The following is a 13968-nucleotide window of genomic DNA, read 5'->3' as shown; positions in this document are numbered from 1 at the left end:
AAAATGTTATTTTATTGTTGTTAATTGGTTTTATCGGAGATAAAAAATTTGCAAAAACGAAAAGCCACTAAAAATAAGTGGCTTTTATCAGGAAGGGATTATACGTAGAGAATGGCCTGTACCCGCCAGTGGTCAATATGGTTATCTTCCTGCATCTGGATGATGCGATACCAGGAAGCACCCTGCTCATCGGCCTTTAATGCCACGACACGTTCAACGTCCTGCGGGCTCCCCGAGATATTATTCACGGAGATCTGGCCAATTTCATTCAGGCCAGTCACACAATCAGCACTGGCGAATTCTGCCGACTGCGCGGTTGTGCTCACCAGGCCTGCTGAGAGCAACAGAGAGGTCAAAGCAAGAGTTCGTTTCATCGTCAGCTCCATTTCACATATCTCCGGTATCCGCCGGGCAATCCTTCGCGAATAAACTCCCTTCCATTGACGCGGTCGTGGAGTTTATTGTGGACAGGAAAATGTCTATGGACGCAAAGCAGTGTAAATGTTGTTCAAAGGAAAACCATTATCTACGGTACAAAATTGCCTGTGAGTACCACTGTCCCGTTATGATGGTTTCGTCGATCATAATGATGACGTAGTAATCTGCTTTGGCGGCGACGGCTTGTGCTTTTATTGCCTCTTCTGCGTCATCCGGAGAACCGCGAACCAGCGCGGAGACGGTGCCCATTCGTTGTAATCCTTCCGTCTGATTACGACGAATCTCCTGTGGATGATCGGCGACCGGTGGAGCGGGTTGCGGCGTACCCTGCAGCGCGCTACAGCCACTGAGCAGAAACACCAGCAATAAAGCAGCAAACCTGCGCATAACCATATCTCGTTTCCTGATAGCCATAGTGTAGTTGTCTGTGAATTGAGTTTGCGGGGGAATGTTCCCGAAGTGTTAGCTGGGACGTATATTTCGAATGAAAATGACGTGAAAGCGTAACCCAGTTCTCAACATTATGAATCATACATTCGCAGAGGGTCGACAATGATTGAAATTGAAATACGCCACCTCGGCGACCATGAGATTTTACACGCGACGCCCGCGGGCAAACGTGATAAACCCCTACCGGTTGTCGTTTTCTATCACGGGTTTACGTCATCAAAGCTGGTTTACAGTTATTTTGCAGTGGCGCTGGCGCAGGCGGGGTTTCGGGTAGTGATGCCGGATGCTCCCGACCACGGCGCACGCTTCACGGGCGATGAACAGGCGCGGCTTGGGCGGTTCTGGCACATTCTTCACGGCAGTTTGACCGAGTTTGCCGGGTTGCGTGATGCGCTTTATGCGGCCGGGCTGGTGGCCGACAATCGACTGGCCGTGGCCGGGGCGTCGATGGGGGGGATGGTCGCGCTGGGGATTATGACGCATCATCCTGACGTGACGTCCGTCGCCTGTCTGATGGGCTCGGGCTATTTTACGTCGCTGGCGAAGACCCTTTTCCCCCCTCAGGATGTCGCGGAAGTGACGGCGAAGCTGGCAGAGTGGGAGGTGACCCGGGCATTGCCACGTCTGGCCGATCGCCCGCTGCTGCTGTGGCACGGTGATGCGGATGATGTGGTACCACCCGAAGGCACTTTCCGTCTACAGCAGGCGTTAAAGCATGAAGGACGGGACGGTAATCTGACGTGCCTGTGGGAAGCGGGCGTCCGCCACCGCATCACGCCAACGGCGCTGGACGCCACGGTAGCGTTTTTCCGCCAGCACCTTTAAACGCGCAGGATTTTTACGCCCTGATCCTCCAGCTTCTGGAGGATTTCCGGGTTGGCGCCTTTGCCGGTGATCACCATGTCGATCTGCTCGGCGCGGCTAAATAACATCCCTGCGCGCTCGCCCACTTTGCTGCTGTCGACCAGCACCACGAGCTTGCCCACGACGTTGAGCATGTTTTGTTCCGCCATGGCGGTCAACATATCGGTTTTATACAGGCCATCCGCGGTCAGGCCTTTGCCGCTGGTAAACATCCAGTGTCCGGCATAGAGACTGTTTTCGCTGTCCTGCGGGCTGAGCGTAATGGACTGACTCTTGTTGTACTGGCCGCCCATGATCACCACGCTCTCGTGCTCCTGATCGATCAGATAGTTAGCGAGCGGTAAGTAGTTAGTGATGATTTGCACCGGCTTGCCGCACATTTCGCGACCCAGCAGAAACGCCGTGGAGCCGCAGTTGATGACCACACTCTCGCCGGGATTCACCAGCTGTGACGCGGCTCTGGCAATTCGCACTTTTTCATCATGATTTTGTGCCTGATGGATATTCATCGGGGTCCAGCGAGGGCGCTGCTGGCTGATGGCTTCTGCCCCGTTGCGGACTTTTTTCAGTTTGCCGCTTTCGTCCAGTTTGTTGATATCCCGCCGCGCCGTTGCCGGGGAGATCCCTAAACGTTCGATCACTTTCTCGACGGTGACGAACCCTGTTTGCGCCAGGAGTTCCAGGAGAATTTGATGCCGTTGCGCTTCCGTCATGAGCTATTCCGATAAGAATTGATTTGAAAAGATAATATTTGAAATAGCCTGAAAATACTAAAAGAAATATGGCCTCGCCAGGCATCCTGTCTGGCGAGGCGGCTGCACAATCAGAGGAAGGACTTGAATGGCAGGTCAGGCTCAATGGTGAAGCAATCATCGAAACCACGCGGGTAGTGATATTCGAGATTATCTTTGTCCAGCGGCCAGGTGAATTTGCCGCCGACCTGCCAGATGAACGGCTTGAAGCCATACTTCAGGCGATCTTTCTTCATCTCCCACAATACGCGGATTTCCTGCGGATCGGCCTGGAAATTCGACCAGATATCATGGTGGAACGGGATCACCACTTTGGTGTTCAGTGCTTCCGCCATGCGCAGCATATCGGCGCTGGTCATCTTGTCAGTAATACCGCGCGGGTTCTCGCCGTAGGAGCCCAGCGCCACATCAATCTGATGTTCGTTACCGTGCTTCGCATAGTAATTAGAGTAGTGAGAGTCACCGCTGTGGTAGAGGGAACCGCCAGGGGTTTTAAACAGATAGTTGACTGCACGCTCATCCATACCGTCTGGCAAAACGCCCGCGGCCTTTTGATCGGCTGGCAGGGTAATCAATGCGGTACGGTCAAAGGCATCCAGCGCATGGATTTCAATGTCTTTGATTTTCACCACGTCGCCTGGCTTCATCACGATGCAACGCTCTTTTGGCACTCCCCAGCCGACCCATAAATCCACGCAGGTCTGCGGCCCGATAAACGGCACGTTGTCAGGGCAGTTTTGCATCACAGCCGCCGCCACGTTGACGTCGATATGATCGTTATGATCGTGAGTGGAGAGCACGGCATCGATCTGGCGAATCGCAAAGGGATCAAGCACAAACGGTGTCGTACGCAGGTTCGGCTGTAGTTTTTCGACACCCGCCATGCGCTGCATCTGATGCCCTTTTTTCATCAGCGGGTTGCCGTGGCTCTGTTTGCCCGTGCCGCACCAGAAATCGACACAGATATTCGCGCCACCCTCTGATTTCAGCCAGATGCCGGTGCAACCCAACCACCACATTGCAAAGGTACCAGGAGCCACGTTTTCCTGTTCGATCTCTTCATTCAGCCAGCTACCCCATTCCGGGAAGGTGCTCAGAATCCATGATTCACGGGTGATGGTGTTCACTTTACTCATCGTTTTCACTCCTGCTTTAATCAAAAGTAATCATGTTGTGATTTGTTGTGATTAATGCTGGCATCCTTTTACGCACTTTGCAATGGTGAAAATGCGGAACTTTATCTGTTCTACTTCACGGTTTTGCCGCTTTCACCTTGTTAAATGAGTTCGTGATAAAAATTAATCGATTGAATTGTATAGGTTAATTTGATTTTTCGATGCGAATGAAAAAGCCATCACTAACTGCATGGAAATAATTTGCGGGATACGTCACAAATAATCAAATGCAATCTTGTGGTGATTATTTGTGATTAATAGAGTGATGGCACCAACCTCACAGGGATTGCCCCTTGTGTTCTCATTGCTGGAGAGAGTTATGGAGATCCTCTACAACGTCTTTACCGTTTTCTTTAATCAGGTAATGACTAACGCCCCGCTGCTGCTGGGGATTGTGACGTGCCTGGGTTATATCCTGCTGCGTAAAAGCGTGAGCGTGATTATCAAAGGCACGATTAAGACCATTATCGGCTTCATGCTGTTGCAGGCAGGGTCTGGCATCCTGACCAGCACCTTTAAGCCGGTCGTGGCGAAAATGTCGGAAGTGTATGGTATCAACGGTGCGATCTCTGATACCTACGCCTCAATGATGGCCACCATCGATCGCATGGGGGATGCCTACAGCTGGGTGGGTTACGCGGTTCTGCTCGCGCTGGCGCTGAACATCCTTTACGTTCTGCTGCGCCGCATTACCGGTATTCGCACCATCATGCTGACGGGGCACATCATGTTCCAGCAGGCAGGGCTGATCGCGGTGTCTCTCTTTATCTTCGGTTACCCCATGTGGACCACGATTATCTGCACGGCCGTGCTGGTATCGCTCTACTGGGGGATCACCTCCAACATGATGTACAAGCCGACGCAAGACGTCACTGACGGCTGTGGCTTCTCCATCGGCCATCAGCAGCAGTTTGCCTCCTGGATTGCTTACAAAGTTGCTCCGTACCTGGGTAAAAAAGAGGACAGCGTTGAAGATCTTAAGCTGCCGGGCTGGCTGAATATCTTCCACGACAACATCGTCTCAACCGCCATTGTGATGACCATTTTCTTCGGGGCCATTCTGCTCTCCTTCGGTATTGACGTGGTGCAGGCGATGGCGGGGAAAACCCACTGGACGGTCTATATCCTGCAGACCGGTTTCTCCTTCGCGGTGGCGATTTTCATCATTACTCAGGGCGTCCGTATGTTCGTTGCTGAGCTCTCCGAAGCCTTCAACGGGATCTCCCAGCGCCTGATTCCCGGCGCGGTGCTGGCCATCGACTGCGCCGCCATCTACAGCTTCGCGCCGAACGCGGTGGTCTGGGGCTTTATGTGGGGCACCATCGGCCAGCTGATTGCGGTGGGCATCCTGGTGGGCTGCGGCTCGTCCATTCTGATCATTCCTGGCTTTATCCCGATGTTCTTCTCCAACGCCACCATTGGCGTCTTTGCGAACCACTTTGGCGGCTGGCGCGCAGCGCTCAAGATCTGCCTGGTGATGGGCATGGTGGAAATCTTCGGTTGCGTGTGGGCGGTCAAGCTCACCGGTATGAGCGCCTGGATGGGCATGGCGGACTGGTCAATTCTGGCCCCACCGATGATGCAGGGCTTCGCCTCCGTCGGACTGGTCTTTATGGCCGTCATCATCCTGATTGCTCTGGCTTATATGTTCTTCGCGGGTCGCGCGCTGCGCGCTGAAGAAGATGCGGAAAAACAAACAGCAGAAGTTTCTGCTCATTAAGGAGTTTCGATTATGACCGTACGTATTCTGGCTGTCTGTGGCAATGGGCAAGGTAGCTCCATGATCATGAAGATGAAAGTGGACCAGTTTTTAACCCAGTCCAACATTGACCACACGGTAAACAGCTGTGCAGTGGGCGAATACAAAAGCGAACTGAACGGCGCGGATATCATCATCGCCTCTACCCATATCGCCGGTGAAATTAGTGTGTCAGGCAATAAATATGTGGTGGGCGTCCGCAACATGCTGTCGCCAGCGGATTTCGGCCCCAAGCTGCTGGACGTGATCAAAGAACACTTCCCACAAGACGTGAAGTAAGGACGCCCAATGAAACTACGTGATTCGCTGGCGGAGAATAACTCCATCCTTTTACAGGCTGAGGCCAGCACCTGGCAGGAAGCGGTCAAGCTGAGTGTGGATTTACTTGTTAAGTCTGATGTAGTCGAGCCGCGCTATTACCAGGCCATTCTTGATGGCGTGGCCCAGCACGGCCCTTACTTTGTCATTGCGCCAGGCCTGGCCATGCCGCATGGCCGTCCGGAAGAGGGTGTGAAGAAAACCGGCTTCGCGCTGGTGACGCTGAAAACGCCGCTGGTGTTTAACCATGAAGATAACGACCCGGTCGACATTCTGATCACCATGGCGGCCGTGGATGCCAACACCCATCAGGAGGTCGGCATCATGCAGATCGTTAATCTGTTTGATGACGAAGCGAATTTTGACCGTTTACGCGCCTGCCGCACTGCGCAGGACGTTCTGGATTTAATTGATAACGCCACAGCGGCGGCCGTTTAAGAGGAATTGAAAATGTCATTACCGATGTTGCAGGTTGCGCTGGATAACCAGACGTTGTCCCACGCTTACGAAACCACCCGTCTGATCGCCGAAGAAGTGGACATCATCGAGGTGGGCACCATTCTGTGCGTAGGCGAGGGCGTTCGCGCCGTTCGCGACCTGAAAGCGCTCTATCCACACAAAATCGTGCTGGCGGATGCCAAAATTGCTGACGCCGGAAAAATTCTCTCCCGCATGTGCTTCGAAGCTAACGCTGACTGGGTCACTGTGATCTGCTGTGCGGATATCAACACCGCGAAAGGTGCGCTGGACGTGGCAAAAGAGTTCAACGGCGATGTGCAGATCGAACTGACCGGTTTCTGGACCTGGGAGCAGGCACAGGCGTGGCGCGAGGCTGGCATTCAGCAGGTGGTTTATCACCGCAGCCGTGATGCCCAGGCCGCGGGCGTGGCGTGGAGCGATGCGGATATCAGCGCGATTAAACGCCTGGCGGATATGGGCTTTAAAGTGACCGTTACCGGTGGTCTGGCGCTGGAAGATCTGCCGCTGTTCAAGGGCATCCCGATTCACGTCTTTATTGCGGGGCGTAGCATTCGTGATGCGGCCTCTCCGGTAGAAGCTGCGCGTCAGTTCAAACGCTCAATCGCTCAGCTTTGGGGCTAAGGAGCGGGTATGTTGTCAAAACAGGTCCCGCTTGGCATCTATGAAAAGGCACTCCCTGCGGGGGAGTGCTGGCTGGAGCGGTTGCAGCTGGCAAAACAGCTGGATTTCGATTTTGTCGAAATGTCAGTGGATGAGACGGACGCGCGTCTCTCTCGCCTCGACTGGAGCCGCGAACAGCGTCTGGCGCTGGTGAGCGCTATCGCGGAAACGGGCGTGCGCGTGCCTTCCATGTGCCTCAGCGCCCACCGTCGTTTTCCGCTTGGCAGCGAAGATGATGCCGTGCGTGCGCAGGGGCTGGCGATCATGCGTAAAGCCATTCGCTTTGCGCAGGATGTTGGCATTCGCGTAATTCAGCTCGCCGGGTATGACGTTTACTACCAGGAAGCCAATGATGAAACGCGCCGTCGTTTTCGTGACGGCCTGAAAGAGAGCGTCGAGATGGCCAGCCGCGCGCAGGTGACGCTGGCGATGGAGATCATGGATTATCCGTTGATGAACTCCATCAGTAAGGCGCTGGGCTACGCGCACTACCTGAACAACCCGTGGTTCCAGCTCTATCCTGATATCGGCAATCTGTCGGCGTGGGATAACGACGTACAAATGGAGCTGCAGGCGGGGATCGGGCATATCGTGGCGGTTCACGTCAAAGATACCCGTCCTGGCGTATTCAAAAATGTTCCGTTCGGCACCGGGGTGGTGGATTTTGAACGGTGCTTCCAGACGCTCAAACAGACAGGCTACTGCGGGCCGTACCTGATTGAGATGTGGAGTGAAACGTCGGACGACCCGGCCGCGGAAGTGGCAAAAGCCCGGGACTGGGTGCGCGAGCGCATGGCGCAGGCGGGGTTACTGGAGGCTGAATATGCTTAAGCTCAAGCAGCAGGTCTTTGAGGCCAATATGGATCTCCCGCGTTACGGACTGGTTACGTTCACCTGGGGCAACGTCAGCGCTATCGATCGCGAGCAGGGGCGGGTGGTGATCAAACCGAGCGGTGTAGCGTATGACACCATGACCGTTGACGATATGGTGGTGGTGGATCTCAACGGACAGGTTGTGGAGGGAAAATGGCGTCCCTCTTCAGATACGGCCACGCATCTGGCGCTGTACCGACGCTATCCATCACTGGGCGGCGTCGTGCATACCCACTCGACCCATGCCACGGCCTGGGCGCAGGCGGGGCTGGCCATTCCGGCGCTGGGCACGACTCATGCGGACTACTTCTTTGGCGACATTCCCTGCACCCGCGCGTTAACGCAGGCTGAAGTGGAAGGGGAGTACGAACTCAATACCGGGAAGGTGATTATCGATACGCTGGGTGAAACTGAACCGTTGCATACGCCGGGTATTGTGGTCTATCAGCACGGTCCGTTCGCCTGGGGAAAAGATGCTCACGACGCGGTACATAATGCTGTCGTGATGGAGGAGGTGGCACGCATGGCGTGGATTGCCCGCGGCATCAACCCACAGCTTCAGGGCATTGATGATTACCTGATGAACAAGCATTTCATGCGCAAGCACGGCCCGAATGCCTATTACGGGCAGAAGTGAATAAGTGCTCTGGAATACCGAAAACAGTTGTAACCGGTGGTATTTCAGAGCCATTCACAAAAAAAAGCCCCCGGGCAGGGGGCAACGTAAACTATGGCTATGTTCTCGTTGTTGGCTTTCCTGGTGCTAGCGTTAAAGCGTTATCGGTAAATATCTGCACTGGCGTGCATATTGCCGTTGCTGCCGGGCTCACGCGTCAGAACGACGTGATAGTAGGTTGCGCCCTGCGCATCGGTTTCTTCATTAAGCGCCTGATCTGCTTCACTTTCAGTGGCGAAATTATGATTAATGTAGATTACGCCCAAGCTTTGCACATCATCCATGTTCCTGGCCTGCCGGCCGTCTATTTTGATGGCTGCCATCGCGTTTGCACTGAGCAAAAGCGCCGCCATAATGGCTAATGCGATTTTTTTCATGATTTGCGCTCCACGACTGCGTGCTGTGAGAGAGGGGGATGCTCCTTCTTTAATTCAGGTGATCTCTGATTAAAGTGTAATCACTCATCCGGCGGGGATGCGTGACCATTTCTGATGCAGTTGTTCAAAAAAACACCGCTTCCTGATGCGATTAATTTTAAATCACCCACTTAGACCAGCTTTACGCTTTGTGCGAATTATTTGTGCAATCAGCTTGAGTTTCCGGGGGCGCGCAAGTATTATGACGCGTCAATTTTTCAGCCGACCTTTAACACGTTCCTTGCCTCCCCGGGCCTCGGCTGACCCAGACAGGAGGCTGAATAATCCGTAAGGAGCAATTCGATGCGTCATTACGAAATCGTTTTTATGGTCCATCCTGACCAGAGCGAACAGGTTCCGGGTATGATCGAGCGCTACACTGGTGCAATCACTGCAGCAGCGGGCACGATCCACCGTCTGGAAGACTGGGGTCGCCGTCAGCTGGCTTACCCGATCAACAAACTGCACAAAGCTCACTACGTTCTGATGAACGTTGAAGCGCCGCAGGAAGTGATCGATGAGCTGGAAACTAACTTCCGCTTCAACGATGCCGTTATCCGCAGCATGGTTATGCGTACTAAACACGCAGTTACCGAAGCATCTCCGATGGTTAAAGCGAAAGACGAGCGCCGTGAGCGTCGCGATGATTTCGCAAACGAAACCGCAGATGATTCTGATGCTGGGGATTCTGAAGAGTAATTTCTGATGACCAACCGTCTGGCGTTGTCCGGCATCGTATGCAGGGCTCCCCTTCGAAAGGTCAGTCCATCAGGAATTCCGCATTGCCAGTTCGTGCTTGAGCATCGTTCTGTGCAAGAGGAAGCCGGGTTTCACCGGCAGGCGTGGTGCCAAATGCCCGTTATTGTTAGCGGACACGAAAACCAGGCCATTACTCACAGTTTAACGGTCGGTAGTGCAGTAATCGTTCAGGGGTTCATTTCTTGCCACAAGGCAAAGAACGGTCTGAGCAAAATGGTTCTGCATGCCGAGCAGATTGATTTGATAGATTCTGGAGACTAGCCATATGGCACGTTATTTCCGTCGTCGCAAGTTCTGCCGTTTCACCGCGGAAGGCGTTCAAGAGATCGACTATAAAGATATCGCAACGCTGAAAAACTACATCACCGAAAGCGGTAAGATTGTCCCAAGCCGTATCACCGGTACTCGTGCAAAATATCAGCGTCAGCTGGCTCGCGCTATCAAACGCGCTCGCTACCTGTCCCTGCTGCCGTACACTGATCGTCATCAGTAATCGGGCACGGTCCATTAATACGACTTTAAGAGGATAAGGTAATGCAAGTTATTCTGCTTGATAAAGTAGCAAACCTGGGCAGCCTGGGTGATCAGGTAAACGTTAAAGCGGGCTACGCTCGTAACTTCCTGGTTCCACAGGGTAAAGCTGTTCCAGCTACCAAGAAAAACGTAGAGTTTTTCGAAGCACGTCGCGCTGAACTGGAAGCCAAACTGGCTGACGTTCTGGCGGCTGCTAATGCTCGCGCTGAAGCAATCAACGCACTGGGCACTGTTACCATCGCTTCCAAAGCTGGCGACGAAGGTAAACTGTTCGGTTCCATCGGTACCCGCGATATCGCTGATGCAGTTACTGCAGCAGGCGTTAAAGTGGCTAAGAGCGAAGTTCGTCTGCCGAACGGCGTTCTGCGTACCACTGGTGAGCACGAAGTTGACTTCCAGGTTCACAGCGAAGTGTTCGCTAAACTGGTTGTTAACGTTGTAGCTGAGTAATTTTTTACTCTGCTCACGTTGAAACGCCGGCCTTGCGCCGGCGTTTTGCTTTTTAAAGAAACCGGTTTTTAACGCGCCCGGATAAAACTGCCGTCAGGCTGGCGAGTAAACAGCACCTGCTGACCATTGCCGGTATCAATCGTTAATCCTGTCACCACACCGCTGGCATTCTGGCGAATCTGCACCATCTGCCCGTTCTGCAGGTTACTGAGCGGCTTACCCGCGCCTTCCACTTGCGCCATGGCATAGACGTCGGTCGGCGGCAGGTTGTGGTCGCGGAACAGCTGCGCCAGGGTTTTGCCCGGCTCCACGCGATAGGAACGCCACTGCTGTTCAATACCGGTGGGTTGTTGTGCCGGTGGCGCAGACGGGGTGGCGGCCTGCTCCTGCGGCTGTTCATCCTGAATGGGCTCAGGCTCAACCGGCGCGACCTGACCCGGATCGTTCGACGGGGTGACGAGTTGCGTCTGCATGGGTTGTGCGTCAGGCTGCGGTCGCGTTTGCGACTGAATGTCCAGCTGAGCGTTGCGGGTGACGGGCGCGGTATCGACATCATCGCCACCGGAAGGAAGCAGGAAGCCCACGATCACCATCAACGCGCCAATGATGATCCCTCTGCGATGCAGAGGCGGCAGCGGATCCATGATGCGAAAATTGTCCGGCGCCTGCCAGATTTTCGCCAGGGTAGGTTTCAGTTCAAATCGCCCGGGCATGGCACTCCTCCTGCTCCGCGTCTTTTTTATCCTGTGCTCCGAAGTATAGTTTGCTAACTGCCTGAACGACGTAGCAAACCCGACATCCGTGACATCAGTTCGGGATTAATCCTGGTTCTCTCTATTGTTTCTGTTTCGTCGCGGTTTGTCACCTTAACTTCAGACAAAGTTTTACCCATAAGGGCATGGCTGATATGCTGCCCGCTACTTTAAATGTGATGGAAGGAAAACCCATGACCACCCCGACTTTTGACACTATCGAAGCGCAGGCAAGTTACGGTATCGGCTTGCAGGTAGGACAGCAACTGAGCGAATCCGGCCTGGAAGGTCTGTTACCAGAAGCGCTGGTGGCGGGTATCGCTGACGCGCTGGAAGGCAAACAGCCTGCCGTTCCGGTCGATGTCGTACACCGTGCGCTGCGTGAAATCCACGAACGTGCTGACGCCGTGCGTCGTGCGCGCTTTGAAGAGATGGCAGCCGAAGGTGTGAAATATCTCGAAGAGAACCGTGAGCGTGATGGCGTGAACAGCACCGAGTCCGGTCTGCAGTTCCGCGTGATCAATCAGGGCGACGGCGCAATCCCGGCGCGTACCGACCACGTTCGCGTCCACTACACCGGTAAACTGATCGACGGTACCGTCTTCGACAGCTCCGTCGCGCGCGGCGAACCGGCTGAATTCCCGGTGAACGGCGTTATTGCGGGCTGGATCGAAGCGCTGACCCTGATGCCAGTCGGTTCCAAATGGGAACTGACTATCCCGCATAACCTGGCATACGGCGAACGTGGCGCTGGCGCATCCATCCCGCCATTCAGCACCCTGGTATTTGAAGTCGAGCTGCTGGAAATTCTGTAATCGACTTTTCTTATTTCCTCTCCCCGGTTGGGGAGGGGAAAATAGTGTTAAAACCTATAGTTACGACGTAATCAATATTTTATCTTGCAAACGAAACTGTTGCGTGTATTTTTGTGAGCTGTTTCGCGCTGTATGAGTGATATGACACTCACTTTCAACATATTGTTAACATAATATCTAAATCATAGTGTTCATCCCGCCGATTCTTACCTAATATCGATTAGCCCTTACACGGGGAACGTCATCTTTTGACGTATTTAAAGGCCAGAAGAGCCTTAACAACACAGACAGGCATAAACAGGAAAATATCACATGGTAGATCAGGTCAAAGTCGTCGCCGACGAAGAGGCGTCGTCTGAACAGTCGCTACGGCGCAATCTCACAAACCGTCATATTCAGCTTATTGCCATTGGGGGTGCCATCGGTACCGGGCTGTTTATGGGGTCAGGCAAAACCATCAGTCTGGCCGGGCCGTCAATCATATTCGTGTATATGATTATCGGTTTTATGCTGTTCTTCGTGATGCGTGCAATGGGTGAATTGCTGCTCTCGAACCTCGAATACAAATCCTTCAGCGACTTTGCTTCTGACCTGCTCGGGCCGTGGGCAGGCTATTTCACGGGCTGGACCTACTGGTTCTGCTGGGTTGTGACGGGTATGGCGGATGTCGTGGCGATCACGGCTTACGCGCAGTTCTGGTTCCCGGGACTGTCGGACTGGGTGGCCTCGCTGGCGGTCATTGTGCTGCTGCTGAGCCTCAACCTTGCCACCGTTAAAATGTTCGGTGAGATGGAATTCTGGTTCGCGATGATCAAGATCGTGGCGATTGTCGGACTCATCGTGGTGGGTCTGGTGATGGTGCTGACTCACTTCCAGTCCCCAACCGGTGTTCAGGCATCGTTCACCCATCTGTGGAATGACGGGGGCTGGTTCCCGAAAGGCATCAGTGGCTTCTTTGCGGGCTTCCAGATCGCGGTGTTCGCCTTTGTGGGGATTGAGCTTGTCGGTACGACTGCTGCGGAAACCAAAGATCCGGAGAAATCACTGCCGCGCGCAATCAACTCCATTCCGGTGCGTATCATCATGTTCTATGTCTTCGCGCTGATCATCATTATGTCTGTGACGCCGTGGAGTTCAGTGGTGCCAAGCAAGAGCCCGTTCGTTGAGCTGTTCGTGCTGGTGGGTCTGCCTGCTGCCGCGAGCCTGATTAACTTCGTGGTGCTGACTTCTGCGGCATCGTCGGCCAACAGCGGCGTGTTCTCTACCAGCCGTATGCTGTTTGGTCTGGCGCAGGAAGGCGTGGCGCCGAGCGCGTTCGCGAAGCTGTCTAAACGTGCCGTACCGGCGAAAGGGCTGACCTTCTCCTGCATGTGCCTGCTGGGCGGCGTGGTAATGCTCTACGTGAACCCAAGCGTGATTGGCGCGTTTACCATGATCACGACGGTCTCTGCGATCCTGTTCATGTTCGTCTGGACCATCATCCTGTGTTCATACCTGGTGTACCGCAAGCAGCGTCCACACCTGCATGAAAAATCAATCTACAAAATGCCGCTGGGCAAGCTGATGTGCTGGGTGTGCATGGCGTTCTTCGTGTTCGTACTGGTTCTGCTGACGCTGGAAGATGATACCCGTCAGGCACTGATCGTCACGCCGCTGTGGTTTATCGCGCTGGGGCTGGGCTGGATGTTTATCGGTAAGAAACGGATGGCAGGCATGCGGTAAGCATGTTGCCGGGTGGCGCTGACGCTTACCCGGCCTACGTTCGAGGACGTTGCAGGCCCGGTAAGCGCTAGCGCC

Annotated in this window: 19 protein-coding genes; 13 read left to right on the top strand and 6 right to left on the bottom strand. The window is 54.0% G+C overall.

What is annotated here, in order from left to right:
- Positions 1 to 98: 98 nt before the first annotated feature.
- Positions 99 to 386, bottom strand: a complete 288-nt coding sequence (gene yjfN, locus EKN83_RS07195) for a DUF1471 family protease activator YjfN (RefSeq protein WP_021240708.1) — start codon at positions 384 to 386, stop codon at positions 99 to 101.
- Positions 387 to 522: 136 nt separating this feature from the next.
- Entirely contained in the window at positions 523 to 852 is a 330-nt protein-coding gene (gene bsmA, locus EKN83_RS07190; RefSeq protein ID WP_126800588.1) for a biofilm peroxide resistance protein BsmA, read from the bottom strand.
- 138 nt (positions 853 to 990) lie between these two features.
- Between bsmA and yjfP the strand changes: the two genes are divergently transcribed.
- Positions 991 to 1713 carry an esterase gene (yjfP, locus tag EKN83_RS07185; RefSeq protein ID WP_126800587.1) on the top strand — a complete coding sequence of 241 codons (723 nt, stop codon included), beginning with the start codon at positions 991 to 993 and terminating at the stop codon, positions 1711 to 1713.
- Here yjfP and ulaR read toward each other — a convergent pair.
- Both ulaR and ulaG read right to left on the bottom strand, forming a co-directional pair.
- Entirely contained in the window at positions 1710 to 2465 is a 756-nt protein-coding gene (ulaR, locus tag EKN83_RS07180; protein ID WP_045284422.1) for an HTH-type transcriptional regulator UlaR, read from the bottom strand. The two genes, yjfP and ulaR, sit on opposite strands and share 4 nt — an antisense overlap.
- Positions 2466 to 2575: 110 nt before the next feature.
- Positions 2576 to 3640, bottom strand: a complete 1065-nt coding sequence (gene ulaG, locus EKN83_RS07175; protein WP_047957597.1) for an L-ascorbate 6-phosphate lactonase — start codon at positions 3638 to 3640, stop codon at positions 2576 to 2578.
- Between the two features lie 358 nt (positions 3641 to 3998).
- On the opposite strand from ulaG, the gene ulaA reads away from it, so the two are divergent.
- The 6 genes from ulaA to EKN83_RS07145 are packed head-to-tail and all read left to right on the top strand — an operon-like array spanning position 3999 to position 8406.
- Entirely contained in the window at positions 3999 to 5399 is a 1401-nt protein-coding gene (gene ulaA, locus EKN83_RS07170; RefSeq protein WP_025758275.1) for a PTS ascorbate transporter subunit IIC, read from the top strand.
- A 12-nt stretch (positions 5400 to 5411) separates the two neighbouring features.
- A complete protein-coding gene (ulaB, locus tag EKN83_RS07165) occupies positions 5412 to 5717 on the top strand; it encodes a PTS ascorbate transporter subunit IIB (protein WP_025758276.1) in 306 nt (101 codons plus the stop codon).
- 9 nt (positions 5718 to 5726) lie between these two features.
- Positions 5727 to 6194, top strand: coding sequence for a PTS ascorbate transporter subunit IIA (ulaC, locus tag EKN83_RS07160; RefSeq protein ID WP_126800586.1), 468 nt, complete (start codon positions 5727 to 5729; stop codon positions 6192 to 6194).
- 12 nt (positions 6195 to 6206) lie between these two features.
- A complete protein-coding gene (gene ulaD, locus EKN83_RS07155) occupies positions 6207 to 6857 on the top strand; it encodes a 3-keto-L-gulonate-6-phosphate decarboxylase UlaD (RefSeq protein ID WP_025758278.1) in 651 nt (216 codons plus the stop codon).
- A gap of 9 nt (positions 6858 to 6866) precedes the next feature.
- Positions 6867 to 7727 carry an L-ribulose-5-phosphate 3-epimerase gene (locus EKN83_RS07150; RefSeq protein ID WP_059385656.1) on the top strand — a complete coding sequence of 287 codons (861 nt, stop codon included), beginning with the start codon at positions 6867 to 6869 and terminating at the stop codon, positions 7725 to 7727.
- Positions 7720 to 8406: an L-ribulose-5-phosphate 4-epimerase gene (locus tag EKN83_RS07145; protein WP_059385657.1), complete on the top strand. Its 687-nt coding sequence runs from the start codon at positions 7720 to 7722 to the stop codon at positions 8404 to 8406. Before EKN83_RS07150 ends, EKN83_RS07145 begins: the two co-directional genes overlap by 8 nt.
- A 140-nt stretch (positions 8407 to 8546) precedes the next feature.
- Here the strand turns inward: EKN83_RS07145 and yjfY are convergent, their stop codons facing one another.
- Positions 8547 to 8822 (bottom strand): DUF1471 family protein YjfY, encoded by a 276-nt coding sequence (gene yjfY, locus EKN83_RS07140; RefSeq protein WP_025758282.1) that lies wholly within the window; start codon positions 8820 to 8822, stop codon positions 8547 to 8549.
- A gap of 342 nt (positions 8823 to 9164) precedes the next feature.
- On the opposite strand from yjfY, the gene rpsF reads away from it, so the two are divergent.
- From rpsF to rplI, 4 genes are read left to right on the top strand one after another with little or no spacing between them, the layout of a single operon-like run.
- A complete protein-coding gene (gene rpsF, locus EKN83_RS07135) occupies positions 9165 to 9560 on the top strand; it encodes a 30S ribosomal protein S6 (protein ID WP_025758283.1) in 396 nt (131 codons plus the stop codon).
- 6 nt (positions 9561 to 9566) lie between these two features.
- Complete coding sequence (gene priB, locus EKN83_RS07130; protein WP_025758284.1) at positions 9567 to 9881, top strand: primosomal replication protein N; 315 nt, start codon at positions 9567 to 9569, stop codon at positions 9879 to 9881.
- A gap of 4 nt (positions 9882 to 9885) precedes the next feature.
- On the top strand, positions 9886 to 10113 hold the full coding sequence (rpsR, locus tag EKN83_RS07125; protein ID WP_000135199.1) for a 30S ribosomal protein S18: 228 nt from the start codon (positions 9886 to 9888) through the stop codon (positions 10111 to 10113).
- Positions 10114 to 10154: 41 nt separating this feature from the next.
- Positions 10155 to 10604 carry a 50S ribosomal protein L9 gene (gene rplI, locus EKN83_RS07120; RefSeq protein ID WP_003856039.1) on the top strand — a complete coding sequence of 150 codons (450 nt, stop codon included), beginning with the start codon at positions 10155 to 10157 and terminating at the stop codon, positions 10602 to 10604.
- A 68-nt stretch (positions 10605 to 10672) separates the two neighbouring features.
- On the opposite strand, the gene EKN83_RS07115 is transcribed toward rplI, so the two are convergent.
- Positions 10673 to 11317, bottom strand: coding sequence for an OapA family protein (locus EKN83_RS07115; RefSeq protein WP_045284427.1), 645 nt, complete (start codon positions 11315 to 11317; stop codon positions 10673 to 10675).
- Positions 11318 to 11550: 233 nt separating this feature from the next.
- On the opposite strand from EKN83_RS07115, the gene fklB reads away from it, so the two are divergent.
- Together fklB and cycA are read left to right on the top strand one after the other, a co-directional pair.
- Positions 11551 to 12171 (top strand): FKBP-type peptidyl-prolyl cis-trans isomerase, encoded by a 621-nt coding sequence (gene fklB / locus EKN83_RS07110; RefSeq protein WP_185857656.1) that lies wholly within the window; start codon positions 11551 to 11553, stop codon positions 12169 to 12171.
- Between the two features lie 312 nt (positions 12172 to 12483).
- Positions 12484 to 13893, top strand: coding sequence for a D-serine/D-alanine/glycine transporter (gene cycA, locus EKN83_RS07105; RefSeq protein WP_008502891.1), 1410 nt, complete (start codon positions 12484 to 12486; stop codon positions 13891 to 13893).
- Positions 13894 to 13968: the final 75 nt, after the last annotated feature.

The organism is Enterobacter sp. WCHEn090032, from assembly GCF_003986875.1.
GTDB classification, from domain to species: Bacteria; Pseudomonadota; Gammaproteobacteria; order Enterobacterales; family Enterobacteriaceae; genus Enterobacter; species Enterobacter sichuanensis.
This window is presented reverse-complemented; position numbering and strand designations above follow the sequence as displayed.